The sequence below is a fragment of the Embleya sp. NPDC050154 genome (assembly GCF_044460165.1).
Classification (GTDB): Bacteria; Actinomycetota; Actinomycetes; order Streptomycetales; family Streptomycetaceae; genus Embleya.
In genome coordinates this window covers 484503-503072 of the sequence record NZ_JBITJP010000003.1, presented here as the reverse complement: position 1 = coordinate 503072, position 18570 = coordinate 484503, and the positions used below count along the sequence as shown (strand labels likewise).

At 71.1% G+C, this 18570-nt stretch carries 15 protein-coding genes; 10 read left to right on the top strand and 5 right to left on the bottom strand.

All coding sequences use genetic code 11. The annotated features are described in order from the left end of the window. Positions 1-497 precede the first annotated feature (497 nt). The 7 genes from ACIBSV_RS08840 to ACIBSV_RS08810 all read left to right on the top strand — a co-directional run bounded on the left by ACIBSV_RS08840 (position 498) and on the right by ACIBSV_RS08810 (position 10206). Positions 498-1547 (top strand): cytochrome P450, encoded by a 1050-nt coding sequence (locus ACIBSV_RS08840; protein ID WP_395860711.1) that lies wholly within the window; start codon positions 498-500, stop codon positions 1545-1547. 745 nt (positions 1548-2292) lie between these two features. Further along, positions 2293-3048, top strand: coding sequence for an ABC transporter ATP-binding protein (locus tag ACIBSV_RS08835; protein WP_395860709.1), 756 nt, complete (start codon positions 2293-2295; stop codon positions 3046-3048). Beyond that, positions 3048-5591, top strand: coding sequence for an FtsX-like permease family protein (locus ACIBSV_RS08830; protein WP_395860707.1), 2544 nt, complete (start codon positions 3048-3050; stop codon positions 5589-5591). Before ACIBSV_RS08835 ends, ACIBSV_RS08830 begins: the two co-directional genes overlap by 1 nt. A gap of 57 nt (positions 5592-5648) precedes the next feature. Beyond that, positions 5649-6977, top strand: a complete 1329-nt coding sequence (locus ACIBSV_RS08825; RefSeq protein WP_395860705.1) for a sensor histidine kinase — start codon at positions 5649-5651, stop codon at positions 6975-6977. 233 nt (positions 6978-7210) lie between these two features. Next, positions 7211-7825 (top strand): dihydrofolate reductase family protein, encoded by a 615-nt coding sequence (locus tag ACIBSV_RS08820; protein WP_395860979.1) that lies wholly within the window; start codon positions 7211-7213, stop codon positions 7823-7825. 303 nt (positions 7826-8128) lie between these two features. Further along, positions 8129-9325, top strand: a complete 1197-nt coding sequence (locus ACIBSV_RS08815) for a serine hydrolase domain-containing protein (RefSeq protein WP_395860703.1) — start codon at positions 8129-8131, stop codon at positions 9323-9325. Between the two features lie 146 nt (positions 9326-9471). Next, positions 9472-10206, top strand: a complete 735-nt coding sequence (locus ACIBSV_RS08810; RefSeq protein WP_395860702.1) for a bleomycin resistance protein — start codon at positions 9472-9474, stop codon at positions 10204-10206. A gap of 65 nt (positions 10207-10271) precedes the next feature. On the opposite strand, the gene ACIBSV_RS08805 is transcribed toward ACIBSV_RS08810, so the two are convergent. Together ACIBSV_RS08805 and ACIBSV_RS08800 are read right to left on the bottom strand one after the other, a co-directional pair. Beyond that, positions 10272-11105 (bottom strand): hypothetical protein, encoded by an 834-nt coding sequence (locus ACIBSV_RS08805; RefSeq protein WP_395860700.1) that lies wholly within the window; start codon positions 11103-11105, stop codon positions 10272-10274. Between the two features lie 256 nt (positions 11106-11361). After that, complete coding sequence (locus tag ACIBSV_RS08800) at positions 11362-12924, bottom strand: phytoene desaturase family protein (protein WP_395860698.1); 1563 nt, start codon at positions 12922-12924, stop codon at positions 11362-11364. A gap of 391 nt (positions 12925-13315) precedes the next feature. Between ACIBSV_RS08800 and ACIBSV_RS08795 the strand changes: the two genes are divergently transcribed. Beyond that, entirely contained in the window at positions 13316-14920 is a 1605-nt protein-coding gene (locus tag ACIBSV_RS08795) for an amidohydrolase family protein (RefSeq protein WP_395860696.1), read from the top strand. A 79-nt stretch (positions 14921-14999) separates the two neighbouring features. Here the strand turns inward: ACIBSV_RS08795 and ACIBSV_RS08790 are convergent, their stop codons facing one another. Continuing rightward, the gene (locus ACIBSV_RS08790) at positions 15000-15986 is read right to left on the bottom strand and encodes an aldo/keto reductase (protein WP_395860694.1); all 987 of its coding nucleotides are present in this window, start codon (positions 15984-15986) and stop codon (positions 15000-15002) included. 207 nt (positions 15987-16193) lie between these two features. Between ACIBSV_RS08790 and ACIBSV_RS08785 the strand changes: the two genes are divergently transcribed. Further along, complete coding sequence (locus ACIBSV_RS08785) at positions 16194-16601, top strand: helix-turn-helix domain-containing protein (RefSeq protein WP_395860693.1); 408 nt, start codon at positions 16194-16196, stop codon at positions 16599-16601. A gap of 42 nt (positions 16602-16643) precedes the next feature. Here ACIBSV_RS08785 and ACIBSV_RS08780 read toward each other — a convergent pair whose 3' ends face one another. Together ACIBSV_RS08780 and ACIBSV_RS08775 are read right to left on the bottom strand one after the other, a co-directional pair. Further along, positions 16644-17231: an ATP-dependent Clp protease proteolytic subunit gene (locus tag ACIBSV_RS08780; protein WP_331770318.1), complete on the bottom strand. Its 588-nt coding sequence runs from the start codon at positions 17229-17231 to the stop codon at positions 16644-16646. Continuing rightward, positions 17228-17851, bottom strand: coding sequence for a ClpP family protease (locus tag ACIBSV_RS08775; RefSeq protein ID WP_395860690.1), 624 nt, complete (start codon positions 17849-17851; stop codon positions 17228-17230). Before ACIBSV_RS08775 ends, ACIBSV_RS08780 begins: the two co-directional genes overlap by 4 nt. 202 nt (positions 17852-18053) lie before the next feature. Between ACIBSV_RS08775 and ACIBSV_RS08770 the strand changes: the two genes are divergently transcribed. After that, complete coding sequence (locus ACIBSV_RS08770; RefSeq protein ID WP_395860687.1) at positions 18054-18512, top strand: hypothetical protein; 459 nt, start codon at positions 18054-18056, stop codon at positions 18510-18512. Positions 18513-18570: the final 58 nt, after the last annotated feature.

Genomic DNA, 18570 nt, shown 5'->3' with positions numbered 1-18570 from the left:
GAATATGTGCGTGTTTTTGATCTGTGATCCACGTCACATTGACGCGCCTTTCGTGTCGGGGATTCACTTCCAAGGCAACGAGAATCGGAAACTCGGATTCTCCAGCGATGGATTATCGCCCCGGCCCGCCCGCGTCACGTATGCGACTCGGTCGGTTCACAAGTCACCTGGAGGTTGTCGTGTCGAAGATCGTCAACTCTTTCTCCAAGAGGTTCAGGACCGAGAAGAGCCTGAAGTCCGCCACCTGGTTCATCTGGTACAGCTGATCGGAACACGTTCGCGCATCGGATGATCATCGAACCGCCGCGGGTCGTGCCCGCTTCCGCCGCACGATCGACACCATTGCGGTAGCGCCGCCTCGACCCGACCGAGCGTCGGTTCGCAGTCCGGTCCCGCGCCCGGTGCAGCCGTACATCCGGCCGCACCGGGCGCGGGACGCTCGCAGTGCGGGAAGCGTCGAGCCTTGTTGAGAGCGTCGAGCCTTGTGGAGAGCGTCGATGAGTCGTCCCGAAACGGTCGGCAGGGCCCGGGTCACGGTTTTCTCGCCGAAGATCGAGGAACTCCTTCGCGATCGGCGCGGAGCGAAGGTTTTTCGCCTCGAGGCCGACACCGTCGGAGTCGCCGACCCGAACGTCATGGACAAACTGCTCGGGAGCAGGTCGGCCCATGAATTCGAGCGACCCACTTTCAAGCCACTCCAGGGAAGATCCATTTCCCGGGCGGAAGCGAACGACATGTTGCACGCGATCTCGCGGGACGTCCGCGACGCATTGCAGAGGCCGGCCCCCGATTCGATCGATCTTTCCGGAATCTGGCCGCGCGCGGGCCACGCCTATCTTCGTGATCTGCTTTTCGGACCGGAACCCCCGAGGTTTCGCCTGCTGACCGATCCGCGACTCGAAACGGCGCCCGTGGTGGCCCGCGCGGCGGTCCGAGCGAGTGCGGCATGGCCCGGCAGGCCCGGCCCGGAAGCGTCCATGTCGCACCTGGCGCTCCGCGCCGCCGCCGCCGCCGACGACGATCGGCACTACGCCATGGGGCTGTACCGACGAGTCGCCGCACCGGTGTGCCTGGGTGTGTCCGCGCTGGTCGCCAACGCGCTGTGGCTCGGCTCGCCGTTCGACCCGGACGCGTCGAACCGGCACATCGTGCTGGAGTCGCTCCGGTTGTTGCCCCCGTCGTGGAACATCCTGCGTGTGGCGTCCGGCGATTTTCCCGCCCTGGACCCGCGGATCGGTCCCGGCGACGACGTGCTGCTGCTCCCGCTGCTCAGCCACCGCGATCCCGATCTGTGGGACGACCCGGACGAGTTCCGACCGCGGCGCTGGCAGGACCTGGACGCGGAGAACCAGCCGGGATTCCTCCCCTTCGGCCACGCCAACGAGCGCTGCCGAGGCCGACACCTGATCGTGCCCCTGGCCGAACACCTGCTGGAACGGATCCGTTCCGAGGGTCTCGTGGTGAGCCCGGAGCAGACCACCGCCAAGGTGCCGCTGGCCGGCCTGCTCGGCGTCACCCGGGTGCGGGTCGTCCGCCCGCGCGCCTGACCCGACGGCGCGATCGGCGCACGCCTCGCGGCGATCCGACCCCGGCCGGCGCGTCGGCGTCGGCGTCGAGCGCATGCCGCGCCCCAACTCCCCGAGCCTCCTCGGCACTTCGATCCACGTGCCCGGGAGGCTCGACGCGTTCTCCCGGGCGACGCGGCGCCGAAGACGCGTTCTCCCGGGCGACACGACGCCGAACGGGCGCATACGCCCCGCACCCGCGCGCCGCGGCCCGAGCCGAGTACCAGTACCCCGGTACCGCCTGCGCGCGCAATTCTCGTCCCGCCGTACGACGGCGGGCCGGAAAAGCCCTGGCAGTGTGGAGAACACGGATCGCGGGGGCGGTTCGCTTCGTCGATCGGGCCCCCGACCACACACGTTCGACCTCGCCGTAGCGGCGCTGTCGGACCCACGAACCACAGGGGTCGACGCACAACCGGAGTGGGATCGACCCACACCCGGTTCGGCATGCACACATCCCGTCGCCGCACGCCCATGGCGTCGTGGGCGTTGATTTTCCCGCAGGTCGGAACTCATTGGAGGCACCATGTTCGGGCGAGGCAAACGAGGCGACCGTCGGGCGAACACGGGGCCCGTCGCGTCCCCGCGCCCGGACCGGGTACCGCACACCGGGCACCCGGTACAGCACGGCCATCCGGGATACCCCGAACACCCCGAACACCCCGGACACTCCCCGTACGCGGGCCGGCCGAGCCGGCTCGCACCCCCGAGCCCGCCCCCGCACGACATGGGCCCACCGGCCGTCCGGCTCGAAGGGGTCACCAAGACCTACGGGAGCGGTTCGCAGGCGACGCACGCGCTGCGCGGCATCGACCTGAGCATCCCCAAGGGCAGTTTCACCGCGGTCATGGGCCCGTCCGGCTCGGGCAAGAGCACCTTCCTGCACTGCGCCGCCGGACTCGACAAGCCGGGCGCGGGCCGGGTGTTGCTGGGCGACGACGACTTGACCGCGATGAACGAGAACCAACTCACCCGACTGCGCCGCACCCGTCTGGGCTTCGTCTTCCAGGCGTTCAACCTGCTGCCCTCGTTGACCGTCGAGAAGAACGTACTGCTGCCGCTGCGACTCGCGGGCGAACGCGCCGACCGGCGACGCGCCGCCGAGGTGTTGTCCCTGGTCGGACTGCACGAGCACGCCGGTCGCCGCCCCTCCCAGCTCTCCGGCGGCCAACAGCAGCGGGTCGCCATCGCCCGCGCCCTGGTCACCCGCCCCGACGTACTGTTCGCGGACGAGCCCACCGGCGCGCTCGACAGCAGCACGGCCGCCGACGTGTTGTCGCTGCTGCGCCGGGCGGTGGACGACACCGGTGCCACCATCGTGATGGTCACCCACGACCCGGTCGCCGCCTCCTACGCCGACCGCGTCGTCTTCCTCGCCGCCGGGCACCTCGCCGGTCACCTGCACGAGCCCACGCCCGAGGCGGTCGCCGCCCGTATGGTCGCGCTGGCGCAGCCGGTGCGCACGCAGGGGCGGGCCGCCTGATGCCGCGCACCAACGGCCTCGCCCGCACCTCCGTGCGGTTTCGGCCCGCGTCCTTCATCGGCTCGTTCGTCGCCCTGCTGTTCGCCGCCACGCTCGTGACGATGTGCGGGATCTTCCTGGAGAGCGGCCTGCGCGCGCACCTGCCGCCCGGTCGCTACGCCGACACCCCGATCGTGGTCGCCGGCCAGAACAGCGTGCACAAGACCTTCGGCAGCGGCGAGGACAAGGAGGAGGTCTCGGTCGCGCTGCCCGAGCGGGCCCGGATCGACGCGGGGCTGGCCGCGCGCATCGCCGCGGTGCCCGGCGTCGCCGCCGTCCTGCCCGACCTCACCTTCCCCGCGCAGACCCCCACCGCCGTGCTCGACGCGCACCCGTGGTCCGCCGCGCGCCTGGCCGGCACCCCGCAGGGCGGCGCGGCGCCGCGCCCCGGCGAGGTGGTGCTGACCACCGAGGCCGCGGCCCGCGCCGGCAACGGCGCCGCGCCCGGCGGCACGCTGCGGGTGAGCACGCCCTCGGGCGAGGCCGGCCTGCGGATCACCGCCGTGGTCCCGGGCCAGGGCGCCCGGCTCTACGTCGCCGACTCCGAGGCACCGCGGTTGGCCGGGAACCCGGGCAAGGTGACCGCGTTCGGCGTACTGCTCGCCGACGGCGCCTCCACCGGCAAGGTCGCCGGCGACCTGCGCAAGGCGCTGAAGGACACCGACGTCAAGGTCCGCACCGGCGACGGACGCGGCGAGGTCGAATACCCCCGCCTGGGCGACACCAAGGAGATGCTCGTCGCGGTCGGCGGATCCTTCGGCGGCGTCGTCGCCATGGTCTCCGTGTTCGTCGTCGCCGGCGCCACCACGCTGTCCGTGGCCCAGCGCCGCCGCGACTTCGCGCTGCTGCGTGCCGTGGGGGCCACGCCCTGGCAGATCCGCCGGATGATCGCCACCGAGGCCGGATTCGTGGCCCTGATCGCCGGCCTGGCCGGACTGCTGCCCGGGACACTGCTCGCCCGGTGGTGGTTCGACCGGATGATCGAGCGCGGCATGGTCGAGACCGGGGTGACCCTGTCGATCGGCCCGATCCCGATGCTCGCCGCGGTCGGCGCGGGCATCCTGTCCGCGGTCCTGGCCGGGCTCGTCGCCGCCAGGGCCAGTGCCCGCACCAAGCCCACCGAGGCACTCGGCGAGGCCGGCATCGAGCGCGCCCGCGTCGGCTGGTTCCGACTCGTGCTCGGTATCGTCTCGATCGCCGGCGCCGGGGTCCTGTCCGGACTCGCGATGAAGGTCGCCGGCGATCAGGCGGTCGCGGCGGCGAGCGGCGTGATCATGCTGTTCATGCTCGGCATCGGCCTGCTCGGTCCACTCGTCGCGCACCTGTTCGTCCGGCTGACGGGAGTCCTGCTGCGCCTGTTCGGCGTCCCCGGGCAACTCGCCTTCGACAACGCCCGCGCCAACTCGCGCCGGCTCGCCTCCGCGATCACCCCGATCACGCTGACCGTCGCGTTCGCGAGCACGCTGATGTTCATGTTCGCCGCGCAGGACCACTACAGCGAGAAGCAGGCCGAGGCCGCCCTGACCGCCGACCGCGTGGTCACCGGACCCGGATTCCCGGCCCGTACCGCGGGCGACGTCGCCCGCGTGCCCGGAGTCGACGCGGTGACCTCGATCCTGACCACCAGCGTGGTCATGTCCACCTCGGACCGGCTGGAGAAGTTCCCCACACAGGCCGTCGGCGGCACCGACAGCGACCTCGCCCGGGTTCTGGACCTGGGTGTACGCAAGGGCACCCTCGATGCCCTGCGCCCCGGCGCCGCCCAACCGCCCGGCGGCGCGGTTGCCATGGACCGGCTCACCGCCGACACCGTCAAGGCACGCGTCGGCAAGCCCGTCGAGATGCGCCTCGGCGACGGCACCAGGATCAAGCCCGTGCTCGTGGCCACCTACGACCGGGGCCTGGGCACCGCCGTCGTCACCCTTCCGCGCGCCGTGGTGGAACACCACGTCGACGCCGCCCTGGACGGCCGCCTGCTCGTCCGCTTCGCCGACGGGGCCGACCCCGCTGCCGTGGACGCCGCGCTCACCAAGGCGACCGGGCAACACCCCGGTACCTCGGTGTCGGACCGGGCCGGATACGCCGCGGAACGCGACCAGGCCCGCGAGACCAACAAGTGGACGAACCAGGTGATGCTGGTGATCCTGGCCGGCTTCGCCACGATCGCCGCGGTCAACACGATGGTCGTGTCCACCTTCGCCCGACGTCGTGAACTCGGTCTGATGCGGATGATCGGCAGCACCCATGCCCAGGTGCGCGGCGTGCTGCGCGGCGAGGCGGTACTGGTCGGCGTCATCGGTCTCGCCCTCGGCCTGGCCGTCGCGCTGATCACCCTGGTCCCGTTCGGCAAGGCCGCCTTCGGCGAGAGCACTCCCTACGTACCGATCCCGCCGCTGCTCGGGATCAGCGCCGCCGCCCTGTTGCTGGCCCCACTCGCGGTCGCGCCGGTCACCCGACGACTCCTGCGCATCGAACCGATCGACGCGGTCGGCGCCAAGGAATAGCCGAGAGGAATAGCCGGTATATTTCGCAGCACCGATCGGCAGCGAAGGAGACCGACGATGGGGTTCCGACACCCACAGGCGGTCTCGGCGGAAGCTCCCGGTGCCGGCGCCACGGCGAGCCCGCACCCGGAGCCGTTGCCCCGGCACTGGCGCGACCTGGTGACCGTCCGGGCCGTGCGCAACGATGTGCTGATCGCGCTGTTCGCCTGCGCCGGGGACGTCCTCAACTACGTCGCGCCCGAAAGTGCCGACAGCACCGAGGTGACGCCGCTCGGGATCCTGTTGGCGGTGCTGGGGTCCGTGTTCCTCCTGTTGCGCCGGCGATACCCCGTGTGGGTCCTCACGGCCACGGTCGTGACCCAGGCGGCCTTCCTCCTGGTGGTCACGCCGAGCTCGCAGAACTACGGCGGCGCGATGGTGTTCGCGCTGTACACGGTGGCCCGCCATCGGGGGAGCCGGGACACCGCGATCGCCGCCTGCGCCTGTATGGCGGTGCAGTGGTTGCGGGCAGAGCGCGTCGGGAACGGTGTGCTGCTGCCCGTCCTCGCCGATATGGCGGTGACGGTGCTGGTGGTCGCGATCGGCATCGGCGTCGCCAAGTGGCAGAACCAACTCGCCCTCAACCGACAGTTGCTCGCGGAGCGGGCGGTGACCGAGGAACGGCGGCGGATCGCCCGGGAGTTGCACGACACCGTCTCGCACCACATCACCACGATGAACCTGATGTCCGGTGGCGCGCGGTCCACGCTCACACCCGAGCAGGAGATCGCGCGCGGCGCGCTGCTCACCCTGGAGGAGTCCGGCCGGGCGGCGCTCGACGAGATGCGACAACTGCTCGGCGTGCTGCGCGGCACGGACGCCGACGCCGACGCCGACCCGCCGTCCCGTTCTCGGCCCGGGATGGAGGACATCGGCCACCTGATCGCCGAGTCGGACGCGGCCGGCCTGCCCGTCGACTACGAGCAGGCGGGCGAGCCGAGGCCGCTGCCGCCGGCCGCGGGGTTGACCCTGTACCGGATCGTGCAGGAGGCGCTGACCAACACGCGCAAGCACGCGGGCGACGCACGGGCGTGCGTGCGGGTGCGGTATCTCCCCGACCGGGTCGCGGTCGAGGTGCTCGACGACGGCGCCGGCGCCGCGGTGCCGGCCGGACTGGCGGGCAGCGGGTACGGCCTGGTGGGCATGCGTGAGCGGGTGGTCCTGCACGGCGGCACATTGGAGACCGGACATCGTCCGGAAGGCGGGTTCCGCGTCGCGGCGGACATTCCGCTGCCGCCGGTTCTCGGTCGCGTCGAGGACCCGGCGCGGGGCTTTCTCGTGGCGTCCTCCGCCGGGAGCCCGAGCGAGGCCGAACCCGGCGACGACACGCGGCAGACGCGGATCTGAGGGTACGGTCGGCGGCGAGGCGGTCGTCGAAGGCGCCCCGAGCATGCGGGACCGATGCCGCTCCCATGGCGCGACGTGCCGTTCGCGCTCGTCGCGGCGTGGGTCGTGGCGTGGTTGCCGTCGGTTTCGCGATGTCTCGTGAAACGATCGTGAAACCGCGATGAGTTCTGCCGCCGGCGGTCGTCTACCCCATGACAGAGTTCACCGACCTTCGACACACCCTGGGGACCACCATGCGGAAGATCACCGCCGGCCTGTTCGTTTCGCTCGACGGCGTCGTGGAGGCACCCGACCAGTGGCACTTCCCGTACTTCGACGACGAGATGGGCGCCGCGGTCGGTTCGATGCTGGGCACCTCCGAGACCATTCTGCTCGGCCGCAAGACCTACGACAGCTTTGCCGGGGCGTGGCCGGAGCGGGAGGCGGCCGGTGGTGAGGACGCGGCCTTCGCCAAGGTGCTGGGCGACGCGCGCAAGATCGTCGTGTCGCGGCGCGAGCTCGACTTCACGTGGCGCAATTCCGAGCAGCTCGAGGGCGAGCTCGTGGCAGCCGTCACCGCCCTGAAGAACGAGCCGGGCGGGGACATCTCGCTCAGCGGCTCGATCTCGATCGTGCGCCGGCTGTTGGAAGCCGGCCTGTTGGACGAGCTGCACCTGTTGGTGCACCCGATCGTGGTTCGCAAGGGCATGCGGTTGTTCGACGAAGGCGACGACACCATCCCGCTGCGTTTGATCTCGTCGACGACGTTCGGGTCCGGCGTGCTCCACCTCGTCTACACCCGCGCCGACTCCGCCGGCACCGGTACGTACGAGGACGCCAAGACCCACCTGTCGCAGACGACTCGGTAACCCGCCGACGGGCGGTCGGGGCCGTCGTCGCGCACGTGTTCCCACCCGCGCCGGACGACCGTCACCCCCACGCGCCGATCACGCCTCGGGCGAGCCGCGTCCGTTGATCGACTACCGTCGGACCGACGGGAATTCGAGGGCCGACGGGATCGGGTGCGGGTACTCCGCGTCGCCTCGGTCCGGTGGGCCGACATGTTCGGCGAGCCTTCGACGTCCCGGCCGTAAATGTTCGAAGAACATGGGAGCAACCTCTTGCGACGCATTTCACGAACACGCACCGCGGCGGCAACCGCACTGCTGGCCGTGGCCGTTACCGTCGGCCCCGCGACGGCGGCCGAGGTATCGGGTCCGGAGGCGGCCGGCTCGTCGCGGTCGCAGGGCACGGCGACCCTCCCGGCACCGGACCTCGCGGGATTGCGCGATGTCCTGACCCGGACACTGGCGGCCGGTGCTCCCGGGGCGATGACCCGGATCGACGAGGGTCGCACCGTGTACCGCGAGACGGCCGGCGTGAGCGACACCGCGACCGGCGCCGGCATGGACACGAACGCGCGGTTTCGCATCGGCAGCGTGACGAAGACCTTCTCCACCGTCGTGCTCATGCAGTTGGTCGGTGAGGGCGTCGTCGACCTGGACGCGCCCGTCGATCGCTACCTGCCCGGCGTCCTGCCGGACACCCGGATCACCGTGCGCCATCTGCTCACGCACAAGAGCGGGCTGTGGGACTACTCGAACGACATGTTCGCCCGAACCGTCCCGGGCTTCGAGGCGGTGCGCAACAAGGTCTTCACCTACGACGAACTCATCGCGCTGTCCACCGCGCATCCCGCGACGGCCGTGCCGGGCACCACCTACCAGTACTCCAACAGCAACTTCGTGGTCGTCGGGGCCCTGATCGAAAAGCTGACCGGCGGCACGGTGCGGCAGGAATACGAGCGACGGATCATCGGCCCGCTGCACCTGCGGGACACCCGGTACGTGCACCCCGCGACCGGCATCGCCGGCAAGGGCATCCGCGGCTACCTCACCCCGGACGAGGCGGGCGCGCCGCTGGTGGACTCGACCGAACAGACCGTCTCCTGGGCCCAGTCGGCCGGAGCGATGATCTCCAGCCCGGGCGACCTCGACCGTTTCGTCTCGGCGCTGCTGGGCGGCCGACTGCTGCGCGCCGACCTCCTGGACCAGATGGTGCAGATGACACCCAGCGATACCTCGGGGACCCGCTTCTACGGTCTGGGTCTGCGTCGACGGGATCTTTCCTGCGGCATCTCGGTCTACGGGCACACCGGGACCGTGCAGGGCTACTACACCTACGCGTTCACCACTCGTGACGGCCGACGCAGCGTCACCTCGGTGGCCAACGTCACCAACAACGGCACCGTGAACACGATCCTGGGCGACACCCTGGAGTCGGCGTTCTGCGGCAAGGCGCCCGCGCCGCGCGCGCTCGTCGGCCGAGCGCCGCTGCCCGAGGACGAGGCGGCTGCTTCGGTCGGGTGACGGCGGGTCGACCCCGCCCCGCGCGGTGGGACCGGCCCCACCCGGGACCGGCCCCACCGTCGTGGTGGGATCGGCAGTTCTTCACCCGGCGATGCGCCGGTGGCCGTCGGGCGAGCGGGCGCAAACGGGCCGGCTAGGCTGTGCGGATGGGCGAGAAGACCGTTCCGATTCTGCCGTGCCGGACCATCCGACCCGTCGTCGACTTCTATGTGGCGCTCGGGTTCGAGACGACCTACCTCCAGAAGAGCCCCAATCCCTACGCGGTCGTCGAACGCGGTGACATCGAGCTCCAGTTCTTCGGCTTGAGGCAGTACGAGCCGGCCGAGTCGTACAGCACGTGCTACATCCACACCGAGGACGTCGACGGGCTGTACGAGGCGTTCCGGGCCGGCCTGAAGGCGACGTATGGACGGATCCCGACCCGTGGGCTGCCGCGCATCGGGCCGCTGAAGGAAATGTCCTACGGGGTAAGGCAGTTCCTCGTCACCGATCCGGGTGGCAACTGCCTCCGCATCGGGCAGCCGACGAGCGCGGAACAACACCATCGTCCCGCCCCCGAGGAGACCTTCGCCCGGGCGCTGCACCATGCCTCGTTGTTCGCCGACTCCAAGGAGGATCCGGCGGGTGCCGCGAGCATCATCGACCGAGTACTGGACCTCCCGGACGAGCGGCCCACGCCCGCGCAATTGCTGCGCCTGCTCGTGCTGCGCGCGGATGTCGCCGGGCGCCTGGGGGACGAGAAGACCGCCGCGGACGCGCTCACGCGCGCCGATCAGGTGCAACTCACCGCCGAGGAAAGGGAGTCCGCGAAGGACGACCTCCGGCGGTTGGTGGATCTCCGCGACCGGACGGTGCCGGAGCCGCCGGAACCGTCCGGGTGAGCGCGGGCGGCCGGACCGCTCCGGGCGGGTGCGGACCCGTCCGGCACCGTCCGGCCGCGGCTGCCTCAGGGGAGGCTCGACGCCGTTTGCCACATGGTGTACGAGTATTCGCCGGTGCTGCTGATGCCGAAGGTGCCGAACCGGCCCTCGCTGGTCTGCACGCAGTACGGCTTGCGCATGTTCAGCTTGCCGAAGTCGGTGGTCCACGCGTCGGGTCGTACGGTGACGCAGTCGGACAGGGACGGCTTGCCCTCGCCCGAGTGGTTCGCGTACACCGCGCCGTGCGCGCCGGAGGGGCCGCTGAGCGTCACGTGCAGGTCCGTGCCCTTGCGCGAGCCGGAACGTTTGTCCGTGTCGAAGTCGAAATCGGTGTACTTGCCGGCCGCCAGCACCCGGAACTTGCCCGAGCTGCGCATGGGTTGCTCCAGGCTGTCGACGACGGCGACGGTGGTGGGCGTGTCGGACGCCGCGTCGATGGTGATCAGCTTCCTGCTGGGCTCGAAGGTCTGGATGGTCCGGCCGTTGGTGATCACGTGCACCTTGCCCGCGTAGGCGACCTTGTACCCGGTGTTCTGCACGGTGGCGCCGACCTTTCGCCGCACCACGATCGTCCAGTCGTTCTCGACGGCCTTGGTGCCCACCTGGGTCACGGCGTTTCCCGACCCGGTGGTGCCGGTCAGTTGGTCCAGGAGGATCGGCCCGACAACCGACACCGTGAGCTTCAGCGCCTGCCGGATCGTGATCGCGCCGCCCTGCGCCATCATGATGCGGGCGACCTCGACGGTCAACGCGGGCGCCGCCTGTTGTACGACCACCCCGCAGGCGACCAGCGATCCCGCGACCGACCCCACGCACAGGGTTTTGCCGAGGACGTTCGCGCGTGCCGTAGTGCCTGACATCCCGTACCCCCACTGCTTCACCGCGACCGAAAACCGGCGCGGCCCCCCAACGGTCCCCGCGTCACGCGCGGCACCGATCCCGTTTCAGGCTAGGGCGCATCGCCCTCGTTCGTGAGGGTTTCCGGCGGACGGCACGTCGGGTTCGCCACGAGGGCGCGAGCGGACGGCCGACGCGCGAGTCGGGCGTGCCCGTGGCGTCCGCGCCCCGGATGTCGTGGTGCCACGGGGTCGACGCCTACACGACGCGCGGGCCTGCTCAACGCGCGCGTCGGGTCGGACTCGTCCGGAGGACTGCCATGGCCGCGTTGTGGCCGGGGATACCGCTCACGCCGCCGCCGCGGCGCGCGCCGGCCCCGCAGAGCAGGACTCGCTCGTGGGCCGTCTCGACGCCCCATGTGCCGTGCGCCTCGGCGTCCCGGGTGTATGGCCAGGACAGGTCCCGGTGGAAGATGTGCCCCGCAGGCAGCCCGAGTTCGTGCTCCAGGTCCAGTGGTGTGCGGACCTCCAGACACGGGTTGCCGTCGCCGTCGCGCAGCAGGCAGTCCTCGATCGGCTCGGCCAGGACGCTGTCGACCGAGTCGAGCATCGCGCGCAGCGCCTTCGCCCTGGCGCCGTCGTTGTCGTCGGCGAACAGCCGCGCGGGCATGTGCAGGCCGAACAGCGTCAGCGTGTGCACGCCCGCCGCCCGGGGGCCTGGACCCAGGATGGAGGGATCGGTGAGGGTGTGGCAGTACATCTCGCCCGGCGGCAGGGCCGGCATGCCCCCGGTCGCGGCGCGGTCGTACGCCGCCGCGAGCTGCGCGTATCCCTCGTTGACGTGGAAGGTGCCCGCGAAGGCCCGGTGCGGGTCCGCGAGCGGGTCACGCAGCCGTGGCAGTCGGGCCAGGACCATGTTGACCTTGAGCTGGGATCCCTCCGGCGCGGGCCCGTCCGGAGGCTCGCCGAGGAGCCGGGCCAACGTGTCGGGAGCGACGGCGGCCAGTACGTGCCCGCCCGTGACACGACAGTCCCGGCCGCCGATCGTGTACCGCACCTCGCCGTCCGGATCCACGGCGGTCACCGACGCCCCGGTGAGCAGCCGCGCGCCTGCGGCGCGGGCCGCGTCCGCGAGGCCCGAGGTGACGGCTCCCATGCCGCCGACCGGTACGTCCCAATCTCCCGTGCCACCGCCGACCACGTGATAGAGGAAGCAGCGGTTCTGCCGCAGCGCGGGGTCGTCCATCGGGGCGAACGTGCCGATCAGAGCGTCGGTCGCCACCACGCCGCGCACCGTGTCGTCGGTGAACTCCGCCTCGATCAGGCCCGACAGGGGCTGCGCGAACAGTGCGTCCCACAGGCGTTCGTCGTCCACCAGCCGGCGGAATTCGGCCGCGGAGCGCAGCGGTTCGGTCAGGGTGGGAAACACCCGACGGGCCAGTCGCGCCGTGGCCGCGCCGAAGCGCTCCCACGCGTCGGCCTCGCGCGGGCCGGCGAAGCGGGTGAGTTCGGCGCGGGTGCGTTCGTGGTCCGCGGCGTCGACGAGCAGGCCGCGGTCGCCGAGCGGGGTGTACGAGCCGACCCGGCGTCGGCGCAGCGTGAGCGGCAGCCGCAGGTCGTCGACGATCTTGCGAGGCAGCAGACTGACCAGGTAGGAGTATCGCGACAGGCGCACGTCGACCCCGGGGAACGGCCGGCACGACACCGCCGCACCGCCGACTTCGTCGAGCCGTTCCAACACCAGGACCGAGCGGCCCGCCTGCGCCAGGTACGCGGCCGCGACCAGGCCGTTGTGCCCGCCCCCGACCACGACGACGTCGAATCTCGCACCGTCACGCACCACGTACGCCTCCGGAATCGGCGATCTCGGCCTGCACGACAACCACGCACAGCAGCGTAGGGTCCGGCGTCGCGGCCGGGTAGCGGGCGCGCGGTCGGGGCCGGTGTCGGGGCGGGCGCGCTCCGACGGGGGAGGCGCCCTTGGTCGAGGCGTCGTCCTCCGGCCGTGGCCCCGCGTCGTCCTCGTCCTCCGATCCTGGCCTCGTCCTCGTCCTCCGGTCGGGGCCTCGTCCCCGTTCTCCGGTCGGGGCCTCGTCCCCGTCCTCGTCTTCGTACGGATGGACACACCTTCGACGTATCGCTCGTGCCCGGGCCCGAACCCCGTGGGCACGGCCGCGGCGATACTGAGGGGCGCCACCGGGGAACCGGCCCACCCGTACTCGAAGAGGTTCCGTATGCAGGTCGATCTCGTTGTCCGCGAAGGATCCGTCGTCGACGGAAGCGGATCGCCCGCGTTCGACGGCGATGTCGCGATCGACGCCGGGCGGGTGGTCGCGATCGGGGATGTCGGCGCGACCCGGGGCCGCGACGAGATCGACGCGCGGGGCTGTGTGGTCTGCCCCGGCTTCGTCAACGTGCTGAGCCACGCCTACTTCACGCTCCAGACGGACCCCCGGGGCCTGTCGGACCTCTACCAGGGTGTCACCACGCAGGTCTTCGGCGAGGGCGTCTCGCTCGGTCCGGTGGCCGGCGCGATGACCGAGGGGATGGTCGAGTTCGGCGCGGTCCCCGAGGGAACCCGCCGCTCGTGGCCTCGGTTGCGGGACTTCCTGGAGGAGCTTCAATCGCGCGGCGTAGGCCAGAACGTGGCGAGCTTCGTCGGGGCGGACAATCTGCGGATGTCCGTCGCCGGCCTCGAGGATCGCCCGCTGAGCGACGACGACATCGGCAGCGCGTGCGCGCTTTTGGAACAGGAACTGGCGGACGGTGCACTGGGGGTCGGCTCCGCGCTGATCTACCCACCGGGAACCTACGCCACCACGTCCGAACTCATCGCCTACGCACGCGTGTTGGCGCGGTATGACGCCCTGTACATCTCGCACCTGCGCAACGAGGGCGATCACCTCCTGGAAGGCGTCGAGGAACTCCTCGACATCGCCCGGGCCTCCGGTGCGCGCGCCGAGATCTACCACCTGAAGACCGCGGGCCGTGACAACTGGACCAAGATGCGCGAGGTCCTGAACCGGATCGAGGCGGCCCGGGCGGCCGGTGTCGACGTCACCGCGGACATCTACCCCTACGCGGCCGGCAGTACGGCGTTGGCGTTCGCCATTCCGCCGCCCTTCCACCTCGGTGGACCCGAGCGGCTCCGGGAGCGTCTCGGCGATCCGCGGGAGCGCTCGCCGATCGCCGACGCGGTGCGCGACGGCGGCGACTGGGAAAGCCTGTGGCGGATGAGCGGCGGCGCCGAAGGCGTCGTGATCCTGTCGAACCATCCGGACATCGGTGTCACCCCCGGATCCACCGTCGCGGAGATCGCGAAGGCCCGAGGCGACGTCGACCCGGTCACCACCCTGCTGGACATCGTCCTCGCCGCGCCGCACGCCGACGCGGCCTACTTCATCGGCAACGAGGACAACATCCGACTCGCCTTCGAGCGGGACTGGGTGTCGGTGGGCTCGGACTCGGACGCACCCGCGGTCGACGAACGCTTCGCCGACCATCCCGTGCACCCGCGGGCGTTCGGAAGCTTCGCCCGGGTGCTGGGTCGCTACGCGCGCGACGAGGGGATCGTGACGCTGGAGCAGGCCGTACGGCGGATGACGAGCCTGCCCGCGACGACGCTGCGCCTGCGGGACCGAGGAGCGCTCCGGGTCGGGGCACACGCCGACGTGGCGATCTTCTCGGCCGAGGACGTGCTGGACACGGCGACGTACGCGAATCCGGCAAGCTACGCCCGCGGTATGCGGCACGTCCTGGTGAACGGGACCGCCGCACTGCGCGACGGGCGACCCACGGGCGCGTTGGCCGGTCGAGCACTGCGACGCGACGTGTCGTGACCACGATCCCCGGGATAACGACGGCGACTCGGGTCGGAAACGGTGCCCTACCGAAAACGCCGGCGCGCCCGAGGCGGGCTCAGCCGTCGACGAAGGTGAGGCTGGTCGCGTCGTAGCGGGTGCCCGCGATCTGCTCGGGCGGAGCGGCGGCCTCGATGGCGGCCAGGTCGTCGGCGGACAACGCGATCGTCAGGGACGCGAGGTTCTCCTCCAGATAGCGCCGGCGCCGCGTGCCGGGGATCGGGACCACGTCGTCGCCCCGGTGCTGCACCCAGGCCAGGGCGAGTTGTCCGGCGGTGACTCCCTTGGCCGCGGCCAGTTCGTTCAGCTTCGCGACGATCGCCAGGTTGCGTTCGAGGTTGCCGTCCGCGAAGCGCGGCTGGCTGCGCCGTACGTCGGTCTCCGCCAGTTCCGCGACCGAGTTGTACCGGCCGGTCAGGAAGCCGCGCCCGAGGGGGGAGAACGGGACGAGTCCGATGCCCAACTCGCGGCAGACCGGGGCGATCTCCGGCTCCAGGTCGCGGGTCCACACCGACCACTCGCTCTGTAGAGCGGTGATCGGGTGTACCGCGTGCGCCCGCCGGATGGTGTTCGCGCCGGCCTCGGACAGGCCCAGGTGTCGGACCTTCCCGGCGCGCACCAGGTCGGCCATGGCGCCGACGGTCTCCTCGATCGGCACCCGCGGGTCGACCCGGTGCTGGTAGTAGAGGTCGATGTGGTCGACCCCGAGCCTGCGCAGCGACGCGTCGCACGCCTGCCGTACGTAGGCCGCGTCGCCGCGCACCCGGGTGGGTTCGCCGAGGCGGTTGGCGAAGCCGAACTTCGTGGCCACCACCACCTCGTCGCGGCGCCCGGCGATGGCACGCCCGATGAGCTCCTCGTTGTGCCCGGCACCGTAGAAATCGGAGGTGTCCAGGAGGGTCACCCCGAGGTCGAGGGCATGGTGCAGCGTCGCGATCGACTGCTCGTCGTCCGAGGCGCCGTAGGCGTGGCTCATGCCCATGCAGCCCAGGCCCTGTGCGGAGACCGCCAGTTCCCCCAGGTATCGGGTGGGTGTTTCGGTCATGTCGGTGCCTCCCGGGCTCGTGATCGTTCGCCCACGACGCTAGGTGTTGGAGTGCACTCCATGTCAATCGTGGCGCACCCCATGGCGGTCGGGTACGAACACGGCCGGCACCTACCGGTGGTCGAGGTCGCCGCGGCGCGCGGCTCGCCGGATTCCGCTGCGGGCGGACAACTTCGAAACAGGGCGAGGGGCGGCCTACCATGAGGCATGGCCGAGACCGCCCCACCGCTTTCGCCCCGTGCCGCCGACGACAAGCGTTCGCCCCGTGCCGCCGACAACCAGCACCGCGCACCCGAGCCGCGGCGCGCTGCCGCGCCGCCGAGCCGCGAGCCGTTGTGGCGGCACGCGCTCGGTGAGCAGCTTCGTTCGCTACGACACGATCGCGGCGAGACACTCGTCGAGACGGCGGGTCGCGCGGGCGTGTCGCCGCAGTACCTCTCCGAGGTGGAACGCGGCCTCAAGGAGCCGTCGAGCGAGATGATCGCGGCCGTCGGCGGCGCCCTGGGGGTGAGCCTCGTCGATCTGACCCTCGCGGTCGGCGAGAACCTGAGGAGCACCCGGCCGGCGGGACGTTCCACCCCGGTCTGCCATGCCGCCTTCGCCCTGGCGGCCTGACCGTACGCCGTCGGGGAGCGGGGGCGCGCCGGTCGGGGCGCCTCAGCGCTCCTCGAGCACGACGTCGACGAGCCCGTACTCCTTGGCTCCCGTCGCGGTGAAGACCCGGTCGTGGTCGGTGTCCGCGCGCAGGGTGGCCGTGCTCTGACCGCTGTGCCGGGACAGGATGCGCTCGATGTCCGCGCGGACGCGCACCACTTCGTCGGCCTGCAGGATCAGGTCCGGGATCGTGCCGCGTCCCTGCGCGGCGGGTTGATGGAGCACCACCCGCGCGTGGGGCAGGGCGGCGCGCTTGCCGGGTTCCCCTGCGGCGAGCAGGACCGCGCCCACCGCGACCGCCTGCCCCACGCATGTGGTGGCGACCTCCGAACGGATGTACCGCATGGTGTCGTACACCGCCAGCATGGCGCTGGGGTCGCCGCCTTCGCAGTTGATGTAGAACTGGATGTCGCGTTCGTGGTTGTCCGCCTCCAGGAACAACAACTGCGCCACGAGCGCGTTGGCCACGCCCGCGTCGATGCCCGTCCCCAGGTAGATGACGCGCTCGGCGAGCAGGTGCGAGTACACGTCCATGATGCGTTCGCCGCGGGAGTCGCGGGTGATGACGTTCGGAATGGTGTAGGTGCTCATCGCGACACTCCCCGGAATCCGGCGTTCTGCGGGCTGCGGCGGGCGCCGCGTGGTGCGACCTCGTGGAACTCCTGCACGATCGCGTCGATGAAGCCGTAGTCGAGCGCCTCCTGGGCGGTGTACCAGCGGTCGTGCAGCGAGTCCTCGAAGATGCGCTCGACGGGCTGCCCGGTGTCCTGCGCGATGAGGCCGAGCACCGTGTCCCGGGTATGCCGGAGATCGTTGGCCTGCAACTCGACGTCGACGGCGCTCCCGGCGATCCCGGCCGAGCCCTGGTGCATCAACACCCGGGAGTGCGGCAGCGCCCGGCGCTTGCCCGGCGTTCCCGCGGAGAGCAGGAACTGGCCCGCGCTGTAGGCGATTCCGAGCACCAGCGTGGACACGTCGCACGGGACGAGGCGCATGACGTCGCGGATCGCGAGCATCGAGGGCACCGAGCCGCCGGGCGAGTGAATCCACAGCGCGATGTCCTCGGAGGGGTCCTCCGCCGCCAGGTTGAGCAACTGCGTCGTCAGCAACGTGCCGTTGTCGTCGTCCAACGGGCCGTCCAGGAGCAGGACGCGCTTGGCGTACAGCTCGTTTCGGGTGCGTTCGGGGAAAAGCTTCGTGTCATCGCTCATGCCTCCACCCTGGGCCGTCGCACACGGTGGTTCCAAGCCGATCTGCCCTGAGCGGATCCGCTCAGGGCTTATCCGCTCACAGCAGATCCGGGCGTGGATTTGCCGATCCTGTGGCCGGCGGGGGGAGTTGTCGCCCGGGGTCGACCGGTGGCCGTGGAGGGCCGCCGGATCGGGTGTTGCGCGCTCCCTCTAGCATCCGCACATGCTGATCTCGACGACGTACACCTACACGTGGCGGACCGGTGCCGCGGCGATGTTCGCGGCCTATCGGAAGTGGGGCCGTCGGGGGTTGGTCGCGTTGCCCGCGGTCGCGCTCCTGGCCGTCTTCACGCAGGAGGGCCTCATGCGTGTGTGGCTGTTCTTCTTCGTGTTCGCCCTGTTGTTCCTCCACGCCAGACAGGTGCGTGCGCTGATCAAGCAGGGCGCGATCGACATCGTGCTCGACGACGAGGAATTCACGCGCGAACGGCCCGGCGTGGGTACGACGAGCACGCGCTGGTCGACCACCCTGGGTGTGCGGCGGGAGTTCGGGCTGCTGGTGATCCGCACGACGCCGCGGTGCGTGACCGCCGTGCCCGAGAGTGCGTTCACCGCCGAACAACTCGCCCGGCTGGACGAGTTCATCCGGGAACGCGATGCCGCGCCGCCGTCCACCCGCTAGCCCGAGGGTCGCTCGGGTCGACCGGCGGATGCCCGAGGGCAGTTGCGTTTGCGGGCAG

Excerpts from the sequence above, each read along its gene's own strand:
- ACIBSV_RS08770 (WP_395860687.1), top strand. The coding sequence starts at position 18,054 with ATGCTGATCTCGACGACGTACACCTACACGTGGCGGACCGGTGCCGCG.
- ACIBSV_RS08785 (WP_395860693.1), top strand. The coding sequence starts at position 16,194 with ATGGCCGAGACCGCCCCACCGCTTTCGCCCCGTGCCGCCGACGACAAG.
- ACIBSV_RS08795 (WP_395860696.1), top strand. The coding sequence starts at position 13,316 with ATGCAGGTCGATCTCGTTGTCCGCGAAGGATCCGTCGTCGACGGAAGC.
- ACIBSV_RS08840 (WP_395860711.1), top strand. The coding sequence starts at position 498 with ATGAGTCGTCCCGAAACGGTCGGCAGGGCCCGGGTCACGGTTTTCTCG.
- ACIBSV_RS08820 (WP_395860979.1), top strand. The coding sequence starts at position 7,211 with ATGCGGAAGATCACCGCCGGCCTGTTCGTTTCGCTCGACGGCGTCGTG.
- ACIBSV_RS08775 (WP_395860690.1), bottom strand. The coding sequence starts at position 17,851 with ATGAGCGATGACACGAAGCTTTTCCCCGAACGCACCCGAAACGAGCTG.
- ACIBSV_RS08810 (WP_395860702.1), top strand. The coding sequence starts at position 9,472 with ATGGGCGAGAAGACCGTTCCGATTCTGCCGTGCCGGACCATCCGACCC.
- ACIBSV_RS08825 (WP_395860705.1), top strand. The coding sequence starts at position 5,649 with ATGGGGTTCCGACACCCACAGGCGGTCTCGGCGGAAGCTCCCGGTGCC.
- ACIBSV_RS08805 (WP_395860700.1), bottom strand. The coding sequence starts at position 11,105 with ATGTCAGGCACTACGGCACGCGCGAACGTCCTCGGCAAAACCCTGTGC.
- ACIBSV_RS08830 (WP_395860707.1), top strand. The coding sequence starts at position 3,048 with ATGCCGCGCACCAACGGCCTCGCCCGCACCTCCGTGCGGTTTCGGCCC.
- ACIBSV_RS08835 (WP_395860709.1), top strand. The coding sequence starts at position 2,293 with ATGGGCCCACCGGCCGTCCGGCTCGAAGGGGTCACCAAGACCTACGGG.
- ACIBSV_RS08790 (WP_395860694.1), bottom strand. The coding sequence starts at position 15,986 with ATGACCGAAACACCCACCCGATACCTGGGGGAACTGGCGGTCTCCGCA.
- ACIBSV_RS08780 (WP_331770318.1), bottom strand. The coding sequence starts at position 17,231 with ATGAGCACCTACACCATTCCGAACGTCATCACCCGCGACTCCCGCGGC.